This is a genomic window from Priestia sp. SB1, from assembly GCF_038898415.1.
Genome location: NZ_JBBJSS010000010.1, coordinates 130,196 through 148,877 on the forward strand (window position 1 = coordinate 130,196; position 18,682 = coordinate 148,877).

The following is an 18,682-nucleotide window of genomic DNA, read 5'->3' on the forward strand; positions in this document are numbered from 1 at the left end:
ATAAAAATGTCTAGGGGATTTTATTTTATGATGTAGTTTATTCCTCTTCAGGAATCTTAATTAAAATAGTGATAGCAACTGTTGTCAGAAATATAACTCCTAAAATGATCAATAGATTTGTACTCATATGTCCCATCTGCCCTTCTGCTATAATCCCTATAATTACATTGTAACAAAGGAAATGAGTTAATAGAATAAAAAAATGAAAGCGTTTTATTTTTTGTTTTTATTCAGGATCTCTTTTGAAAAGATATATACTTTAGTTCCATATATTGTTAATGGAAGAAACTCATCAAAAAGAAGCCCTTGCTACAATTAGCAAGGGTTTTCAAAATTATGAGAATCACAGTTAATATGATTAGCTTAAAAGATATTCGTTTTCAGAGTTTATTAAATGTTTATACTCATTAAGAACAGGTAAATTAGTAGTAAAAGACGTTTTCAAGGAGGAATACTATATGCCCTACAATTCATTAAAAGAACTGCCTGATGGAGTAAAAGATAACCTTCCTCATCATGCTCAGGAAATTTATAAAGAAGCATTTAATTCTGCCAGTGACGAATACAAAGAAGAAGCTACGGCGCATAAAGTTGCGTGGAATGCGGTAAAAACAAAGTACAAAAAGGATAGTAATGACAACTGGGTGAAAAAATAGCTAGAAAAGAGCTGAAGATCCGAACGATAAACCGTTCGGATCTTTTTTATTATGAGGGTGAATGTAGGTGCTTATAGCCGTTAATTGGATAGCGAGGCCAAGACTCCTGCGGGCTCACTTGCCGCCTGCGAAAAGCGAAGCCTTGCATGGAAATTAACAGCGGTGTAACAAGCAATTCATACCCTGTTTATATCATTACTTATTCTTTTTCAGCTACGGTAAAGTATTGAACGCTGCTTTTAACGAGTACTAAGTCATTTGCTAAGTCTAATACTTTACTTTTATCTTCAAATCTATATTGTATGTAGTTCTTTGCACGAATAAGTGATTTAGTTTCAACTATATGACTGATTTCACCATTGATTAAATGAAACGTTACTTCAAACTTTTTCATAAGAAAACACCTCCATAATATCAATTTTTACTATTACCTCATTTCTAATACCATTTCTTTTGAACGTTTTTACAAAAGATTTCACTCTTGAGTTCACACCACCGGTGTCTAACAACGAAATGATTTGTTCTGCACCCATTTTTGATATTGACAGATTGGCAATACTTTGTGAGAATTAATATACATGATGTTCATTAGTTTACATTATGTATAGAATATATGCTGATGATACAGGATAGTTTAAATAGTCCATCGTATGTCTTAATAAAAGTGATACAAGGAGATCAACTATGTCTAAAAAAACAAAAGTAGATCCTAGGATAAAAAGAACAAATAAATACTTAAGAGACGCTTTAGTCGAACTTCTTAAAGAGAAAGATGTCACGTCCATTACGATTCAAGAAATTACGGAAAAAGCGGAATTAACGCGAGGAACATTTTATTTACGCTATCAAGATAAGCAAGACTTTCTTGTTCAGATCATGAATGAAGTTTTAGAAGAACTAATAGAGCAGGTAAAGCCTAAACAAAATAACGAGGCTTCCTCAGAAGTAGAAGAAAAAGATGAGTCTGTTTCTTTTTTAAAGCTTTTTGAATTCATCTACGAACACGCTGATTATTTTAAAGTCATGCTAAGTGACCGAGGATTGCCTCAATTCAGAAGTCATATGACGGAAATTGTAAAGAAGAGAGTGTACGGAGAGCTAATCTCTTCAATTGGAGAAGCAGAGGATGGACTGGATATTCCTAAAGATATCCTCATTAGCTATATCACATCAGCTCATATAGGTGTCATTTGTTCTTGGTTAGAAAGCGATATGAAATTTAGCCCTGCATTTATGGCTGAAAAATTAACCCGTTTAACACTTCTAGGGCCAATTCGAGTGGCAGGTTTAGAAAATAAAATAAAGCTTCCTTACTGAAGCTTTATTTTTTAGTTTGTTCAAATAAAGATATTTTACAATCATGAAAGGCAGAAAGGAATTGTGGTATGAAAATAGAAAAACACTGGGGGATTTCCTTACTGGCAGTTTTAGCTATTGGTCCTGGTTTAATGTTAAACACGTCATTAAATTCTATACGTGAAATTCTCCAACAAACGTTTCACAATCAATCTTATATTTCAATAACACCGGTTTTAATAGGGGTTATAAGCTTTGCATTTTGTATTCCGTTTGGACCTATCCTGCGACACAAGTTAGGGGAGAGAAGGAATTATGTTCTTTCGATGTGTTTGTTTCTTATAGGAGCTATCGTAAGTATTGCTTCTAACAGCTTTTTAGGAATGGGAATTGGTCGTTTTTTACAAGGGACAGGAACGGGTTTAGCACTTATGCTGATGATTCCAATGCTGGTTCTTTCTTTTCCGATTCAGAAACGGAACTTGGCATTACTGATTCTTATTGGCGGGTTTTATGGATCTAGCGTTGTGGGTATTTTTCTCGGAATGTTAGTGAACAGCTACGGACACTGGAGATGGTTATTTTATATAGCGGCCGTACTTTCCTTACTGGGAATAGGTTTTAGCTACAAATTTTTAACAAATGATCATGCCAAGCAACAGCAAAAACATCATGCACCATTTGACATCATCGGTGTAGCGTTAATGTTTATGGTTACTGCATTTATTACGTTTACATTACTTAATCTCCAAAAATCAGGATGGGCATCTACTTATGTATGGATAGGCATAGTAGGAAGCATCATTTTTTTATGTTTTTTATTTATAGCAGAATGGCATATTAAAAATCCTTTAATTCCCTTTCGATTAGTGGCTTCTCGAAAACCAGCTCTCGCTATCTTAATCGCTGTTATAGGAAATATTAGTATGAGTCTCACTCTTTTATCTCTACAAGGATTGCTTAAAAGTGGATCTGGTTTTGATAAAGGAGAGATGTCACTGATCTATATCGGACTTTTTGCAGGGATAGTAATTGCGGCCATATTAAGTGCCGTATTATATGATAAAGTCGGGCCGGGCGTATTAGGTATTATAGGAGCCGTCATTATTATGGGAGTAAACATACAGTGGATGTATGTGGACGGTCATGCTTCAGCTTTTCTCTTTGTTAGTAACTTCGCTGCTTTAATCACAGGAGTAGGATTCACAGTCGCTGCAGGTCTTATGGGTGCTGCTTTAGGCGGACCACTACCAAGTTTAGTCCCTCGAATGGTCACGGTTCAATTTATAAGAGTTACAGTATCTGCAGTCATTCCTGTAATCAGCAGTATTGTTTTTGCAAAGGTGTATAAAGATAACCTTGCGACGGTAAGTGCAGAGAGCCAGGTTGCTAGTAAAGGAAATTTTACTCAGTCTCTACATGTAAAATCTGAAATCATTACGTATCATACCTTTTCTACGTTTTCGTGTGTATTGAGCATTGTGGTATTCATTCTCTCGTTTTTGATGTTTCTAACAGGTAAAGGACACAAGCTGGCTCATAAGCCGCATGATAAAGAAAAAAATAAAGAAAAACTGAGTACCGAAGAGGTTCACAGTAAAAAAGCTACTCCCGTTTTTGAGCGTTCGTCTAAAGAGATTGTTTCGAATGGAGTCATTGGTGACAGCGAGTATAGAGAAGCTTTGAAAAAGTTTGGCCAGCCTAAACCTTCTCCTGATAAAATGCTGCATATGAGAGATCAAGAATATAGAAAAGCTCTTAAAAGGATGAAGGATATAGGACAATAAGTTAAACTTAAGAAATTTGAATGAAGAAGAGAAAGAGCAAACTCACGTGCAAGGGAGTTTGCTCTTTTCATTTCTACATGTACGCTTTACAGGTATGTTTTATGTAAATTAATAACTAATACAAAAAATACAGTGCAAATATAGGTGGATATATGTATAATTATTTATAAAATAGAATAAAAACCCAATAGGAGAACCTAGATGAATTCCTTCATAAAAGAAAGTATTGAATCCCTTGATACACAATTGAATATAATTCAAACTTGTATTAGTAGACTAGAAGATGATGACATTTGGAAAAAGTTCCGTCAAGAAACGAATAGTATTGGAAACTTGTGTTTACATCTTGCCGGCAGCGAATATGCATTTATCGCCAGCATAATTGGTGGTAAGCCTTTTATTAGACAGCGATCTAAAGAGTTTACTGACAACAGAGTAATGAACGCTGATCAGCTGATAGAAAATTTAATCCTTACACGACAACAAAGTAAAGAAGTTATCGGGAATTTTGATTTTAACGATTTAGAAAAATCCATACAAATGCCCTCTACAACAAGTACCTTAATTCCAGAACCAAGTAAAGTACAGTCATGCTTAAGTGTTATCTTATATGCCGTTGAACATTATGCCTATCATACGGGACAAATCGTTTGTATGACGAAGCTGCTTCAAACGGAAAATGAACATATCTTAAAATGGAGACACTGAATTCAATCATTCTGTTCAGAACTATTAGTTATTCATAGGTATATAGATATCATTATTTAGTATATTTTAGATAGAAACAGTGCTTATAGCTGTGTTACAATATTCCTGGATACAAAGTGGAAATTCATTTTTCCTTTGTGCAGGGGAATGGTATAAATATGTGCCTTTCCTCTTTTCATTTTTTAGTTCTATCTTGCTTATTGAAAAAGCATATACATAAATGGGAAACAGTTTACATACGTAATTTAGAAATGAAATGGAGAGAGAGGTATCTGTGGAAAGAAACGAATTTAGAAGACAAAAAGCAATCCGGTCAAAAGAGAAGAGAAGGAAAAAGCTTAATCAGCACAATGTCTTAAACTTATTACTAATCTTTATATCGGTATGTATCGTTTGTCTGCTAATCAACTTATCATTGAGATAGAAAAAATTCACCAAAAAGAGTACGTAAAAGAGAGGAAGACAATTTAATATGAGTAATCAACAAACAGCAGCCGAAAGCTCTAACATCAAAGTGCTGCCGATTATTACGTCGTTTCTTATTGCCGGGTTTATTGGTTTATTTAGTGAAACAGCCTTAAATATGGCGTTAAAGGAGCTAATTTCAGGCTTTGGTATTCACGAAACAACCGCACAGTGGCTGACAACAGGGTATCTGTTAACGTTAGGAATTTTGGTACCTATTTCAGGTTTTATTCTTCAGCGCTTTACGACCAGACAGCTTTTTATAGCATCTCTAATTTGCTCCATCGTTGGAACATTTATTGCCGCTATTGCACCAACGTTTGGGGTACTGATGATTGCCCGTGTCGTGCAAGCGGTGGGCACTGCTTTACTGTTACCGCTTATGTTTAACACAATTCTTGTTATTATCCCGCCGCATAAACGTGGAAAGTCAATGGGGATCATCGGCCTTGTTATAATGTTTGCGCCAGCTGTTGGACCAACTGTATCAGGCTTAATTTTAAAAACATTAACGTGGCACTGGATTTTTTGGATTTCACTTCCACTGTTATTTGCTGCTTTAGTGTTTGGAGCTTTCTTTATGCAGAACGTTACCACACCAACAAAGCCAAAAATCGATATGATTTCTGTTGTTCTTTCAACAATAGGTTTTGGAGGAATCGTATTCGGATTTAGCAGTGCCGGAGAAGGCGGGGGCTGGGGAAGTCTACAGGTTATTCTAACTCTTGTGATTGGAACTATTGCGTTAGTTGCGTTTTCTATTCGCCAAACGAAGATGAAAGAACCAATGTTAGACCTTAAAGCCTTTAAGTATCCAATGTTCACAATTGGCCTTTTATTAATTCTAGTCTGCATGATGGTACTGCTGTCTGCGATGATGATTTTACCTTTATACTTACAAACATCACTAGCTTTATCAACCTTTACCGCTGGCCTAATGCTTCTTCCTGGAGGAGTGATTAACGGAATTCTTTCACCGGTTATGGGGGGATTATTCGACCGTTTTGGTCCTAAATGGTTAGTTATCCCTGGTCTTGTGATTGTAGCCGGCACCATGTATGGTTTCTCAACCGTAACGCTGGAAACGTCAACAGGGTTTATCGTTGGGTTGCACATTGCACTTATGATCGCCATTTCGATGATTATGATGCCGGCTCAAACAAACGGGTTAAACCAGCTTCCACCGGAGCTGTACCCGCATGGAACAGCGATTATGAACACCTTGCAGCAGGTTTCTGGCGCAATTGGAACAGCTGTTGGAATCTCGATTCTGTCATCAGGTTCAAGGAGCTTCCTTGAGACGGTATCAGATAAAATGGATCCATTAAACCAAGTTCTTGCCTTTACCAACGGTGTTCAACATGCGTTCGTCTTTGCGATTATTGTTTCAATTGTTGGATTGGTTATCTCGTTCTTTATCAAGAGAGTCAATGTTGAACAGAAGGCGCATTAATAAAAAAACACAGACCATTATAGATGGTTTGTGTTTTTTTTTGTAATAGGCGGACACTATAAGAAGAACTAGATAAAGTACATTGAGGTGAGTTCACTTATGATATCAAGGAAACACTTAGGATTTAATCTATCTATAATAGCGATTCCGTGGTTGTCATTGTTGTTTATAGGAAAACGCAGCATAAGACGTTATTCAGTAGCTGAAATTTTTATTATTATCTTAGAAATTATTAATCATTTGTATGGGCATCAGAGGAAGTGGTGGAGGTTTTATGACAAAAAAGATTCGTTTATAAAAGATGAACTTCCTTTTAGCATTGGGCCTTATATGCCACTTTCAATGTGGCTGCTTAAATCTTCGTATGGAAACTTTAAGAAGTTTATATTATTGAATATTATAGCTGATGGAATCTTTGCTTTTTACTTTATTGATGTTCTTAAAAGGTTGAAAATTGTAAGTCTAAACCGATTAAGTCATTTTCAATTTTTTATCTACCTTCATTACAAAGCATATTTGTTATATGGAGTGCAGTATTTATTTGAAAAGGTGAAAAGATGGAGTTGATTTAAAACCTTAAGTGGGATTACGTAGGCACCATTTTTAAATTTCGTGGATATAGACATCCCCTTATTATTCAAGCAATTGAACATGAATTTGATGTCCAAATTGTTGAGATCAAATTGACAAACGGAGATACTGTATCAGTCATGATTGATTAGTGATTTGCTTATGTTATATTTCAATCTTTAATGTAATTTAAAGTTAAATATATAGAAGAGAGCTGTTTTGAAGAATCAGCTCTCTCTTTTTTATGTTCCCATAAATCATTCATGTAGATAGTATTCCAAATAATACAGCCACAATCGTCATAACTAACGCTGTTCCAATGGCATACTTGGCAGCAAAGCGAATATGGTCGCCTATATCAATGCCAAGGAGTCCTACTAAGACATAGATAGAACCTTGAAGTGGACTTAATAGATGCAAGGGTTGCCCTAGTAAAGAAGCTTGACCAATTTCTAGTGGAGGGATGCCAAAGTGAGCAGCCGTTTCAGACATAATAGGAATAATCCCGAAATAGAAGGGAGCATTTGCCATAAAAAATGTGAATGGCATACTTATAAGGGCAACAATTACTGTTAATTTTGGGCCAAGAGCATCAGGAATAACGGCTATTAAAGTATCCGCCATAGCTTTAACAATACCTGTTCCATCTATAATTCCAGTAAATATACCTGCAGCAAATATCATGGAAACCACCGTTAATATATTTCCTGCATGAGCATGCAAGCGTTCCTTTTGATCTTGTAAATTTGGGTAATTAACAATCATCACGATAGCAAATCCAATCATAAACAAAGCTGGTAATGGTAAGAACCCTAGAACTAAAGCAATAAGAAGTAAAAGTGTTAAAGCTAAGTTAAACCAAAATAATTTTGGACGCTTTATTGATGCATCCATTCCTACATCAAGAGCTGCAGCAATTTCATTATTAAATTCTGTATCTATATTGATAACTCCAAGTCTTTTACGCTCGCGTCGTCCAAGGAAATAAGAAACCCCTAAAATCCAGATAGTTCCTGCAAACATAGAAGGAATAAGTGGTAATAGTAAGTCTGTTACATCTGCTTTTACAGCAGCCGTAGCTTGCACAGCAGGACCACCCCAGGGAGTCAAATTCATAATACCCATTGCTAACGCAGGAATACAGGCTAGAATAAGTTTATTCATACCTAATCGATTGTATAGTGGGAGAAATGCAGTTACTACAATTAGATATGTAATGGTACCGTCACCATCTAAAGCAACTATTAAAGAAAGTACTGCAGTACCCATTACAATTTTTAGAGGATCACCGCCAACCATCTTTATAATCTTCGCTACTAAAGGATCAAATAATCCTGTATCAATTAACACCCCGAAATAGAGAATGGCAAAGATAATCATAATTGCTGTCGGAGCAATGGTTTCAAGACCCTTCATCATCATTGGTCCTAAATCAGTGAAGCCGCCCAATAAAGCAAAAACAATAGGAACCACTGTTAATGCACTGAAGGCAGACAAACGCTTACTCATGATTAAATACATAAATACTACAATCATCGAAAAACCTAAAAATGTTAACATATTATACCCCCTCTAGAACTTTCCTTCATTTTCCCTCTTGTTTATCTTTAATGTCATACTTTTTAAATTCTCATGAAACTATCTAACTATCATTCTTTATTATAAAGCTGCTTTTCACAATCATTCATTAGTAGAAATGAATTGGATTTTTTTACATATTATTGGTTTAAAACCTGTTATCAGAACGAATGTAAGGGTTTACAAAAAATCTGGCGTGAAATCCCCCATAAGCCCACTGTATATATAGAATCATTAATAGATTATTTTCTATTCTCGTGTTTCTTGAACTAATCACTCCTTTACTAAAACCTTTTGTTGATGATTGCTTAGAACCAAAGGTAGTGCTCTCATCATTTGCGTGTTAACAAGCAAAATACCAGTGTTAGGATTAATAAACTTATAGTCACTTTGTAATATCTTAGTAGGGGAGCAGTCAGATATCTCCGGATGATATCTAAAAATGATTTTACAGAACTAACTATATTCATTATTACAACCCATCGTTTGAAGTAATAATTATTACTTTTTATTTAATTGTTGTAATAATTGTGACTATTTAAAAGTATACTATCATGGCTTCTAATGAAAAGTAAATGTTTTTTTATAGAAATGAAAAGTGAAAGGGAAGTATTAGACTTAACTGAAAAAATAAAAAAATGGTAAAAACATAAAATATCGAATTATTTTATACATTCGATATTTCATGCTTTTACCACATTCGTAAATTTAATCAGTGTAATGATAATTAATTTTTGTAAGGATTGAAGTGATTTTATCGAGACGATCCTTTGTCTTTTCTGGATAATTTATAGCTATCGCACTTACAAGATAATCAGCCACAAGTAGCGACGCTATAGGTGAATTATGAAAAGCGATACTACTCGAGCTACAAGTCAGTACTAAATCTGAGTACTTAACTAAAGGAGAAGAATAACTGTCGGTAATTGAAATGACCTTGGCATCGTTACTTTTGGCAGCTGTTACAAACTCAACAGTTCTTCTAGCGTACCTTGGAAAGGAGGTTGCAATAACTAAATCTTTGGAAGTTAAAGTAATTCCTTTATCCACCCAATCACTTAAGTCAGAGACAATTAGCTCACAGTTTCCGAGTAGTCGATTAAGCCCAAAAGATAGATGCTGTGCCACGGGTAAACCACTTCTAACGCTTGTACAAAATATTCGGTCTGCAGAGACAATCATTTCTAACGCTTTATTTAGGCTCTCTGTAGAAATCATTTCTACTGTTGATTGAATGTTATTGAATTGACTTTCTGCACATCGCATCCACAAATCACTCTCATCTAAGCCCTTCAAATTTGTTTCTAATCTGATTTGAGGAGCAGCATTGTTACGTAAAAGCTCCTGAAGTCCTTTTTGAAACTCTGCATATCCAGAATAGCCTAGACTAAAAGCTAATCTCATTATCGTGGTCGTACTAGTTTTTACTGTCAAAGCCAATTGATCAACCGTTAAAAAAGCTACATCGACAGGATTTTTAAGGATATAGTCTGCTACTCTCCGTTGAGTTTCTGTTAGTTGTGAGATATTATCTTTTAATTTTAATATTGGATTTTCCATACCTTCGCTCCAATTAAACAGATTATATTGTAAATTTTATTTTTTTAAGCATATAAAAAGTATTTATCACAATACTTACTTGAATTTTAGCATGTTTACTTTTTTATGTAAAAATGTTTCTTCTAAGCAATAAAGCTTAGGATATGTTTTTCCTGTGCTTTATTTATAAAAATAGATTTACTTTATTAGGAACCGGTGATAAGATACATTTAAGATTATAGTAATAAATATTACTTAAATAAAAAATGTAGTAATTTTTATTACTTTATTTATTTTTTACGACGTTTTTCTATCTTTTTCAAAAATGCAGCAAATAAACTGTAGATATTCTGCGAATAGGGGGGCAATATCTAATTTTATTAATTTAATTTTGTAAGCGTTATCCTGAGTAGAGCATTGATTAGAATATATTAAAATCGAAGAGGAGTGTATATCAGTGAGTAATTTAGCACCAGTATTATCTGAAGACATTATTAAGAGAGCAAACCTTCTTAATACAACTCTTATATCCGATGCAATGGGGTGTACAGGTTCAATGGATTATAAAATTAAGCCTGTATCTACAGGAATGAAGGTAGTTGGAACCGCTCTAACTGTAAGTTTAAGACCTGGAGATAACTTATTTCTTCATCAGGCAATCTATGATGGTACAGAAGGATATGTACTAGTTGTAGATGGAAAGGGGCATACGGCAAATGCTTACCTTGGAGAATTAATGGCAGCTGCAGCTAAAGCTATTGGACTTGAGGGGATTATTATAGATGGGGCAGTTCGGGACAAAGAGACCCTTAGTCAATCAGGATATCCTATTTTCTCAAAAGGATTTATTCCGAATGGTCCTCTTAAAGATGGTCCAGGTGAGTTACATAAACCTATTTCTTGTGGAGGCGTAGCTGTTATTCCAGGAGATCTAATTATAGGTGATGATGACGGAGTTGTTGTAGTTCCAAAAGAAAAGATTGAAGAGGTTCTTTTTAAAGCGGAAAAAAAACTAGAGTATGAGAAAACACGTTTAGAAACGATCGAAGCATTTGAAAGAGCGCGTCTGCAAGGTGAATCTGGAGGTAACATTCAGCCTTCATGGTTAAGAGAACAGATGAAAGCATATGGATTATAAACAGAAGGGAGAGCTTTAAAGTGAAATTAGGTTTTATTGGATTTGGAGAGGCGGCCTTTGAGTTATCAGTTGGCTTAAAAGGCGAAGGTTTAGAAACCATTTTTGCTCATGATGTTATGATAGACCATCCTACATATGGTCCACAAATTAAAGAACGAGCTGCTCAAGCTCAAGTAGAACTTCTTTATAGACCCGAAGAAGTTCTAAAACAAGTAGATATAGTAATAGTAGCAGTACCCGCAGATAAAGCACTTGAAGTTAGTGAGATGCTAAAACCATTTATAAAGAAAGGTTGTATCTATGTAGATGTATCAGCTTCCACTCCCATCGTAAAACAAAAAATTGATATAAATATACAAGAGAAGAATGCATTCTTTGTGGATGCCGCAATGCTAGGTCCCCTGCCAGTTTATAAACATAAGGTTCCTATTTCAGCAAGTGGTAATGGTGTAGATCGACTGATTTCTTTAATGACTCCGTACAGTATGGACATAACTAAAGTAAGTGAAAAACCTGGTGATGCCTCTGCTGTAAAGCTAATTCGCAGCATTTATATGAAAGGTGTAGTTGCTCTTTATCTAGAGTTATTAGAAGCTTCTCATGAATTTAACGTAGAACAATTAGTCTTAGATTCTATTAGTGAAACTTTAGATAGTAAGAGCTTTAGAGAAACAATGAACCGATTGGTAACTGGAACCTCTATACATGCATTAAGAAGATCAATTGAGTTAGACGGCTCTATTCAAATGCTAGAGGCCTCTAATTTAAATTCTGTTATGTCTAGAGCGGCAAAAAGTAAGTTAGAAACATTGGCTTCATTTAATTTAAAAGAAAAGTTTAAAGGACAAAAGCCAGATCATTGGTTGGATGTTATCAAAGCATGTAAAGAAGATGCTGCTGTAAACAATTAAATAAACTAATCTATTATATCAATAGTAAGAGACGGGGAGATTTACTTGGGAACATGGAATTTTCAAAGCGGTTCTATTTGGTTAGAAAAGGGGTTCATTCCAAATAAGTCTACAGGTATAACAGTTACTCATAAGAATGCTAGAGATATTCATTTATCAGAATCAAATTTAATTGTAACAACCCTAGGGGGTTTTTAATGTGGGTGGTTACTGTAATCAATGCTTATTCAAGAGAAAATAATATTATCATGTTTGAATTTAAAACAGAAAGGGAGGCAAGAGAAACTTTCGTGAAATTACAAAATCATAAAATTTTTTCTGAAATTATCTGTTGTTATAATCCAGCTTCTCCCCTAGCTGTTAACTGAGTTCTTTTAGGTTTAGGAAATCTACTTAAAAAAGATAGTGAAGAAGACCAAACAAAAGGAATGAACAAGCAAATATGGTAATTCTCCAGAGCTTGATAATAAAAGAGATATAAACGTTATGTTTAAAAATAAGGTAGTGTTGGTAACCAATGGGGAACAGGAATTAGAAAGGCTGCTTCCCATGATCAAACTTGTGGAAATTAAAAAATACCTCATATGACACTTATATAAAAGATAATTGCAGGTAAGGAATTGTAAAAGAGGTTACAGGAAGAACTGTAACCTCAATTCAAACAACTAGAATTATATGTGTGTGAATTCTTATATAAGTGATTTTGCATTTCTCCCTAAAATATAAAAGCTACGTTAGAAATCCTCTTTTATTAAGTAGCACCTCAGTTGATCTTCTTTCTTTCTTTTGAATCCAAAACTCGCGATATAGGCTATTACTAACGAAATAACCGCAGCAACACTAATTTTTATGTAAGAAATCCCCAAAGCCCAAGGACCATATTTATGGGAGTTCAAATGGTACATAGACCACCATTCTCCACCTTGGCCTTTAGAAAAAGAGAAGATGATCCATAGAAGAAGCAAGAACAGAAACCACATAAAAAAGATGATGATATTAGCGATTTTCTTATTTATTTGTTACCCCTCCACCTTATAATTTATAGGTAATGTGCTTCTCTCTTATTATAGTAACAGCAATCAGAAAAACGTAAAAGTTTTTATTGAAAGAGGCTGAGTAATTTAATTGATGCTCGCTTTGTGTAGTACTAAAATTAAACGTAGTAAGTCAAAAACATATTTCTACATAGAAGTAAAAACATAGAAGGGAGGAGGAATAAATGAGTGATCTTAAGTTCTCTGAACGAACCTATACAATCTCTAACTTCAAACAAAATGGGTATGAAGAACTTGTCCTATTTCAACCACTTGATGAAAATGAAGCTGAAGTCCCAGTTACAAGGCGATGGTTTTGGAGTACGGATATAGGAGAATGGGAAGAAGTTGAAATTACGATAGAGGGAAATAGTGAAAAGCCATATGAGGAATTTGTTGAAATGGCGGATTGTATATTGAAACAATTACATATCTATCTTAAAAGGTCATTCGAGTATTTAAAGCAGTTCATTTCTGCACAAAAATTTAGTGTCTATTATCTGTCCGCTGTAAGTTTTGGGCAGCTTTTAAATTTTGACGGACATATTCTTGCAGGATGTTCTTTAGCTTTTGTTTACGGCGATTATCCCAATGTATTTCAATATAAAGTAAAGTTCAACAGAAGCGGATGGCCTATTGGTTTTGAAGGTGGACCGCTATAAAGAGATAAAAGCAGAGAATTAACATATCAGTTTGTGACTATATATTTAGGGCGAATTTTTCAACAGCAGTTAAAGAGGGGAATGTATATTAAATGAGTGAATTCAATGAAAAAAAGACATTTGAAAAAGAGTTCTCAGAAGACGTAATTGACATAGCAGCGGTTACAGGTTCAGTAGGAATTGGTGCTGGAATGTCCAGTGAAGAGACTTTATGGACAGCATCAATTGATTTAATTGCATGGAAAAGTTTAGAGGAAAATGAAGTAGTCAAGAAAGAAGAGATACAGCTTAGATGGTTAGTGGACGAGGAAGAAGTGGAGAAAGCAATGAATCTACTGCAAAGTAATACCGTTGTAAAGCTACAAGTACGTACGGGAACGGATTCAATGATGCTCGTTAACATTCTGGAACCAGAGTATGAAGACGGAGAGTTAGAAACGATAGTAAAAGAATCAGTAAAGCCGGTTTATTATCATGATGAGATATTTGGCAAGTTTACACTTGAAAAGGGTATTAAAGTTTTTGAAAGAAACATTGCTTGGGAGAATGAACAGTGCGAGCTGTATTTCGACTGGCATGAAGATGAAAGTATGATGAAATCTGCGCTGAAGACAGCACACACACTTTTTGGGGAGCAGGATAAATGGAGCCGGAAAATTAGAATGTATGCCGCAGCGGAACTGGTCGATTTAGCAAACGATTGGCTACAGGAAGAGGATGAAATAGAGGAAATTACAGAAGAAATGTTTATGGATTTTATGAGTTTAGACACTATATCCGTTTATCCAGAAGGTGATTTTGATTTTTATTTTTCTGATGGAGATATGTTTGCAGGACATAGTATCGTTGTAGAAGGAAATATAAATGGGACTTTTACTAGGGCTCAAATTGCAGGATAAATAGAGTGGTTGAATGATAGTTTAAAAACAATTATGTAGTGTAAGAGAAGGAGTTTATCCTTCTCTTTTTTTATTCAATCTTGTTTTTACTCTTTTTAGGGCTTGGAACATATACGAATTACTATGCTGCTTAAACGGATTTGTATGAGTTTTTCGTGATAGTAAACGTTTACTACTAAATTATTCTGTGATAATTATATTTTTGCTGGATTTTTTAACGATTAAAAGCAGTTTTTATCTTTATTTATCAGAAAATAAAAATTATATTGACAATTAAACGTTTACATTTTATGATTAATTACGTAAACGTTTACTATAAGTTTAAAGTTAAAAATTAAAACAACAAAGGGGATGTTTTTAATGAAAAACAAAGTAAAATGGAGTGGCGTATTTCCAGCAGTTCTTATCCCATTTAAGGACGATTATTCGATTGATGAAGAGGGCTTTCGTTCTTTAGTTCGCTGGGTTGCAGGTCACGAAGGGGTTAATGGAATTGTAGTAAATGGTCACACAGGGGAAATCATGACTTTACTACCTGAAGAACGTGCAGAAGCTGTAAGAATTGCAGCTGATGAATTAAAAGGACGTATTCCTGTTATCTCTGGTGTTTCAGCAGAGGGAACAATCGAAGCTATCCAACACGCGCAAGCTGTAGAAAAAGCTGGAGGAAGTGGGATCCTTCTTATGCCTCCACATTCTTGGCTGCGATTTGGAATGCAAGAAGAATCACCAGTACAGTTTTTTAAAGACGTGGCAGAAGCGATCAACATCTCAATCGTTGTTCACCAATATCCAACTTGGACAAAAACTTCGTATACAACCAGCCAATTATTAGAAATGGCTGCGATTCCAAACGTTGTGTCTATTAAAGTCGGACAACGAGATATTGCACAATATGAAGTAGATATTCGAGCTCTAAAAAAGAATGCGCCTGATGTCTCACTGTTAACGTGTCATGATGAATACTTGTTACCTACTTTAGTTCAAGGAATCGACGGTGCATTAGTTGGATTTGGTTGTTTTGTGCCAGATTTAATCGCGGAATTAGTGAAATGTGTGAAAGATCAAGACTTAACGGCTGCGAATGCTGTGTATGACCGTATCTTTGAATTAAAGCAGGCTGTATATAAAATGGATGAACCTTCTTCTACTTCTCACTTGCGTATGAAAGAAGCGATGTATCAACGTGGATTAATTAGTAGTTCATTAGCGAGACGTCCAGTATTACCTTTAAAAGAAGAGGAAGTAGAAGAAATTCGTCAAGGCTTACTAAAAGTCGGATTATTAAAAGATGAAGTGAAAGCGTAATAAACATTGTAGATAGTGGTTGCAAGATTGCAACCACTATTCTTTAGTATTTAGGTGGGACTCGTTTATAATAGATAGATATACTTGACCCACGGAGGTATGTACTATGAGCGTAAGTATTAAGGACGTGGCACTTAAAGCTGGTGTGTCAACAGCTTCTGTCTCACGAGTATTGACAAATAAACCTGGTGTTGGAGCGAAAACCGCAGAGCGAATTCGTAAAGTAATGGAAGAATTAGATTATCGTCCTAATTTAGGAGCTAGAGGACTCGTTAAACAAAACACAGGAAATATTGCAGTTGTGGTTCCACGAGGATCATTTATTTTGAACAATCCATTTTTTTCAACCGTTTTAGAAGGAATAGCGAAAGGAATCGACCAAACAGACTATAATATGATGATGTCATTTACCTCTTCTCAACAGAAGAGGTTGCTTGAAACTCAAGCTGTAGATGGGGTTATTCTTTTTGCACCTAGAAATGAGGAGCTAAGTCTAGAATGGTTAGAAAGTATCCGATTACCGATTGTCGTAGTAGGGAGCTATTTAGAAGGGTCTCCTTTCCCATGCGTGCGACCGGATGATGAAGATGGTATCAAACAAGCAGTGGATGCTCTTTATCAGCTAGGACATCGGAATATCGGAATAGTAAATGGGCCGATGAGTTCCATGCATAGTGTCAGGTGTTTAAATGGATATAAAAAGAGAATGGATGAACTAGGTTTACCTTTTTCTTCTGAAAACGTATTTGAGATTGATGAGTTTGACGCTTTAAAAGCAACAACAGAAGTAGCGACATTTTTAAAGAAACATAGCAACATTACAGGGGTCGTTTGCTCATCTGATTATTTAGCCATCGGGGTTATTAAGGCAGCCAATATGCTTGGACTATCTGTACCCAAAGATTTATCAGTGGTTGGTGCAGATGATGTTCCAATTTCAGATTTTATTACGCCTGCTTTATCTACAGTGCATGTCGATTTATTAGGTATTGGTCAAAGAGCAACCTCGATACTGATGAATATGCTCGAAGGAAAACAGATTCGAAAAAAAGATGTCGTATTCAATATGGAGTATATTAACAGATCTACAACCGATAGTCCAAAACATAACTAAGATTCATACCTAGGCTCTAAAAAGATTTTAGAGTCTACTATTTGCTGCCTTTAACTGTAAACCCTTTCATTTAATTTCTGATTTAATAAGTTTTGTTTCACGTATCTTAGGGTGATTGTCATTCCGATTTGAGGGAATTGCTATTAAGGAGGATTTATGTATGAATACAGAATTGAACAGAAATTCTTCAGAACCCACTAAGAATATCAACTATGATCACGAAGAAATTGGTTTGTCTAATCGTGCTACCGAACTGCTTACACGGATAGAAAGCGTTCCCTTTTCACGTTGGCATATTAAACCGCGCGTAATTATGGGTTCAGCCACGTTTTTTGATGCTTTTGACGCGTTATCTCTGGCATTCGTTTTACCCGTGTTAATTGGAATATGGAATTTAACCCCTGGTCAAATCGGTATTCTTATCGGTTCTGGATATCTTGGACAAGCAATTGGAGCTATCTTCTTTGGGTGGTTGGCGGAACGATTTGGACGTGTCTATAGTGCTAAATGGACCATTTTTTTAATGTCAATCATGAGTATTGCTTGTGCATTTGCAGGTAATTTTCATGCGCTACTGTGGTTACGGTTTGTACAAGGTATCGGAGTAGGTGGTGAAGTTCCTGTTGCCGCAGCTTATATAAATGAACTTTCAGTTGCACAAGGGCGCGGACGTTTTTTTATGCTATATGAAATGATTTTCCCTCTTGGGTTGATGATATCTGCACAGATTGGTGCTTTAGTTGTACCTAGCTTTGGATGGAAGTGGATGTTTTTGATTGGGGGTATCGGCGGGTTAATTGTTTTTTTATTTTTCTTTAAGCTGCGTGAATCGCCTCGTTGGCTAATTTCAAAGGGCAGGTTTGACGAAGCAGAACGAGTAATTGAAGAGATTGAATCGAGTACAGATAAACGTATAGAAGCAAAAATTAGTGCACCTCAAGCTGTAGTAAAAGGCGATTGGAAAGAATTGTTTTCTCCTTTTTACCGGAGTAGAACGCTCATTGTCTGGACACTTTGGTTTTCTTCTTACTTTGTTGCGAATGGACTTAACAACTGGCTTCCAAGTTTATATAAAACAGTGTATAACCTTCCATTGAAGGAATCTCTACATGCAGCGTCATTAACGAATGTGATTCAAACAGTAGCTGTATTTGCGTGCGCTTTACTTATTGATAGAGTTGGACGTAAAAGATGGGCAACTATTGCTTTTCTAGTTGTAGGATTACTTTTAACAACGCTTTGGTTTAACGGTGCCAAATCTGCTGAAAGTGTTATGTATTTAGGTTCAGCAGCATACGGCGTTATGGGAACCATTACAGTTCTTCTCTATCTCTATACGCCAGAAATTTATCCAACACGTATGAGAGTACTTGGAATCGCGTTTGCAACAGCATGGCTGCGACTAGCTTCGGCTATTGCTCCTACAATACTTGGCTTTGTGTTAGGAGCTAAGGGAATTACCTCTGTTTTTGTTCTGTTTGCTTGTGTAGCTGCAGTAGGTGCATTTATGGCGTTTAAGATGATTGAAACACGTGAAAAGGTATTAGAAGATATTGCACCATAA

At 35.5% G+C, this 18,682-nt stretch carries 18 protein-coding genes; 15 read left to right on the plus strand and 3 right to left on the minus strand.

Annotated elements, in window-relative coordinates; all coding sequences use genetic code 11:
- Window positions 1–458 precede the first annotated feature (458 nt).
- The gene (locus WKH56_RS30120) at window positions 459–656 is read left to right on the plus strand and encodes a ChaB family protein (RefSeq protein ID WP_033580050.1); all 198 of its coding nucleotides are present in this window, start codon (window positions 459–461) and stop codon (window positions 654–656) included.
- Window positions 657–855: 199 nt separating this feature from the next.
- On the opposite strand, the gene WKH56_RS30125 is transcribed toward WKH56_RS30120, so the two are convergent.
- Window positions 856–1,050, minus strand: a complete 195-nt coding sequence (locus WKH56_RS30125; protein ID WP_028414863.1) for a hypothetical protein — start codon at window positions 1,048–1,050, stop codon at window positions 856–858.
- Window positions 1,051–1,340: 290 nt separating this feature from the next.
- On the opposite strand from WKH56_RS30125, the gene WKH56_RS30130 reads away from it, so the two are divergent.
- The 6 genes from WKH56_RS30130 (at window position 1,341) to WKH56_RS30155 (ending at window position 6,932) form a co-directional block, all read left to right on the plus strand.
- Window positions 1,341–1,973 carry a TetR/AcrR family transcriptional regulator gene (locus tag WKH56_RS30130; protein ID WP_048019331.1) on the plus strand — a complete coding sequence of 211 codons (633 nt, stop codon included), beginning with the start codon at window positions 1,341–1,343 and terminating at the stop codon, window positions 1,971–1,973.
- A gap of 68 nt (window positions 1,974–2,041) precedes the next feature.
- On the plus strand, window positions 2,042–3,739 hold the full coding sequence (locus tag WKH56_RS30135) for an MFS transporter (RefSeq protein ID WP_342837258.1): 1,698 nt from the start codon (window positions 2,042–2,044) through the stop codon (window positions 3,737–3,739).
- Window positions 3,740–3,940: 201 nt separating this feature from the next.
- On the plus strand, window positions 3,941–4,447 hold the full coding sequence (locus WKH56_RS30140) for a DinB family protein (RefSeq protein ID WP_221832225.1): 507 nt from the start codon (window positions 3,941–3,943) through the stop codon (window positions 4,445–4,447).
- A gap of 200 nt (window positions 4,448–4,647) precedes the next feature.
- Complete coding sequence (locus WKH56_RS30145) at window positions 4,648–4,806, plus strand: hypothetical protein (protein WP_157774343.1); 159 nt, start codon at window positions 4,648–4,650, stop codon at window positions 4,804–4,806.
- 113 nt (window positions 4,807–4,919) lie between these two features.
- On the plus strand, window positions 4,920–6,365 hold the full coding sequence (locus WKH56_RS30150; RefSeq protein ID WP_168761136.1) for a DHA2 family efflux MFS transporter permease subunit: 1,446 nt from the start codon (window positions 4,920–4,922) through the stop codon (window positions 6,363–6,365).
- A 99-nt stretch (window positions 6,366–6,464) separates the two neighbouring features.
- On the plus strand, window positions 6,465–6,932 hold the full coding sequence (locus tag WKH56_RS30155; RefSeq protein WP_310884041.1) for a hypothetical protein: 468 nt from the start codon (window positions 6,465–6,467) through the stop codon (window positions 6,930–6,932).
- Between the two features lie 264 nt (window positions 6,933–7,196).
- Here WKH56_RS30155 and WKH56_RS30160 read toward each other — a convergent pair whose 3' ends face one another.
- Together WKH56_RS30160 and WKH56_RS30165 are read right to left on the minus strand one after the other, a co-directional pair.
- Window positions 7,197–8,495 (minus strand): CitMHS family transporter, encoded by a 1,299-nt coding sequence (locus tag WKH56_RS30160; RefSeq protein ID WP_221832241.1) that lies wholly within the window; start codon window positions 8,493–8,495, stop codon window positions 7,197–7,199.
- 726 nt (window positions 8,496–9,221) lie between these two features.
- Entirely contained in the window at window positions 9,222–10,073 is an 852-nt protein-coding gene (locus WKH56_RS30165) for a MurR/RpiR family transcriptional regulator (RefSeq protein WP_048019337.1), read from the minus strand.
- Between the two features lie 436 nt (window positions 10,074–10,509).
- Here WKH56_RS30165 and WKH56_RS30170 point away from each other — a divergent pair, with 436 nt between their 5' ends.
- From WKH56_RS30170 to WKH56_RS30205, 8 genes are all read left to right on the plus strand, one after another.
- Window positions 10,510–11,190 carry an S-adenosylmethionine--2-demethylmenaquinone methyltransferase gene (locus WKH56_RS30170; RefSeq protein WP_048019338.1) on the plus strand — a complete coding sequence of 227 codons (681 nt, stop codon included), beginning with the start codon at window positions 10,510–10,512 and terminating at the stop codon, window positions 11,188–11,190.
- Window positions 11,191–11,210: 20 nt separating this feature from the next.
- A complete protein-coding gene (locus WKH56_RS30175) occupies window positions 11,211–12,101 on the plus strand; it encodes a prephenate dehydrogenase/arogenate dehydrogenase family protein (RefSeq protein WP_063247193.1) in 891 nt (296 codons plus the stop codon).
- 197 nt (window positions 12,102–12,298) lie between these two features.
- Window positions 12,299–12,469, plus strand: coding sequence for a hypothetical protein (locus WKH56_RS30180; protein ID WP_168761135.1), 171 nt, complete (start codon window positions 12,299–12,301; stop codon window positions 12,467–12,469).
- An 851-nt stretch (window positions 12,470–13,320) separates the two neighbouring features.
- Window positions 13,321–13,797: a hypothetical protein gene (locus tag WKH56_RS30185; protein ID WP_221832243.1), complete on the plus strand. Its 477-nt coding sequence runs from the start codon at window positions 13,321–13,323 to the stop codon at window positions 13,795–13,797.
- A 92-nt stretch (window positions 13,798–13,889) separates the two neighbouring features.
- Window positions 13,890–14,696: a DUF2262 domain-containing protein gene (locus WKH56_RS30190; protein WP_168761134.1), complete on the plus strand. Its 807-nt coding sequence runs from the start codon at window positions 13,890–13,892 to the stop codon at window positions 14,694–14,696.
- 360 nt (window positions 14,697–15,056) lie between these two features.
- Complete coding sequence (locus WKH56_RS30195) at window positions 15,057–16,004, plus strand: dihydrodipicolinate synthase family protein (RefSeq protein WP_028413776.1); 948 nt, start codon at window positions 15,057–15,059, stop codon at window positions 16,002–16,004.
- A 106-nt stretch (window positions 16,005–16,110) separates the two neighbouring features.
- Window positions 16,111–17,118, plus strand: a complete 1,008-nt coding sequence (locus WKH56_RS30200) for a LacI family DNA-binding transcriptional regulator (RefSeq protein WP_063247097.1) — start codon at window positions 16,111–16,113, stop codon at window positions 17,116–17,118.
- Between the two features lie 160 nt (window positions 17,119–17,278).
- Window positions 17,279–18,682 (plus strand): MFS transporter, encoded by a 1,404-nt coding sequence (locus tag WKH56_RS30205; protein ID WP_034267369.1) that lies wholly within the window; start codon window positions 17,279–17,281, stop codon window positions 18,680–18,682.

Coding starts and splice junctions, on each gene's coding strand:
- WKH56_RS30120 (WP_033580050.1), top strand. CDS start 459: ATGCCCTACAATTCATTAAAAGAACTGCCTGATGGAGTAAAAGATAAC.
- WKH56_RS30140 (WP_221832225.1), top strand. CDS start 3,941: ATGAATTCCTTCATAAAAGAAAGTATTGAATCCCTTGATACACAATTG.
- WKH56_RS30200 (WP_063247097.1), top strand. CDS start 16,111: ATGAGCGTAAGTATTAAGGACGTGGCACTTAAAGCTGGTGTGTCAACA.
- WKH56_RS30160 (WP_221832241.1), bottom strand. CDS start 8,495: ATGTTAACATTTTTAGGTTTTTCGATGATTGTAGTATTTATGTATTTA.
- WKH56_RS30135 (WP_342837258.1), top strand. CDS start 2,042: ATGAAAATAGAAAAACACTGGGGGATTTCCTTACTGGCAGTTTTAGCT.
- WKH56_RS30195 (WP_028413776.1), top strand. CDS start 15,057: ATGAAAAACAAAGTAAAATGGAGTGGCGTATTTCCAGCAGTTCTTATC.
- WKH56_RS30190 (WP_168761134.1), top strand. CDS start 13,890: ATGAGTGAATTCAATGAAAAAAAGACATTTGAAAAAGAGTTCTCAGAA.
- WKH56_RS30155 (WP_310884041.1), top strand. CDS start 6,465: ATGATATCAAGGAAACACTTAGGATTTAATCTATCTATAATAGCGATT.
- WKH56_RS30185 (WP_221832243.1), top strand. CDS start 13,321: ATGAGTGATCTTAAGTTCTCTGAACGAACCTATACAATCTCTAACTTC.
- WKH56_RS30205 (WP_034267369.1), top strand. CDS start 17,279: ATGAATACAGAATTGAACAGAAATTCTTCAGAACCCACTAAGAATATC.
- WKH56_RS30125 (WP_028414863.1), bottom strand. CDS start 1,050: ATGAAAAAGTTTGAAGTAACGTTTCATTTAATCAATGGTGAAATCAGT.
- WKH56_RS30180 (WP_168761135.1), top strand. CDS start 12,299: ATGTGGGTGGTTACTGTAATCAATGCTTATTCAAGAGAAAATAATATT.
- WKH56_RS30130 (WP_048019331.1), top strand. CDS start 1,341: ATGTCTAAAAAAACAAAAGTAGATCCTAGGATAAAAAGAACAAATAAA.
- WKH56_RS30165 (WP_048019337.1), bottom strand. CDS start 10,073: ATGGAAAATCCAATATTAAAATTAAAAGATAATATCTCACAACTAACA.
- WKH56_RS30150 (WP_168761136.1), top strand. CDS start 4,920: ATGAGTAATCAACAAACAGCAGCCGAAAGCTCTAACATCAAAGTGCTG.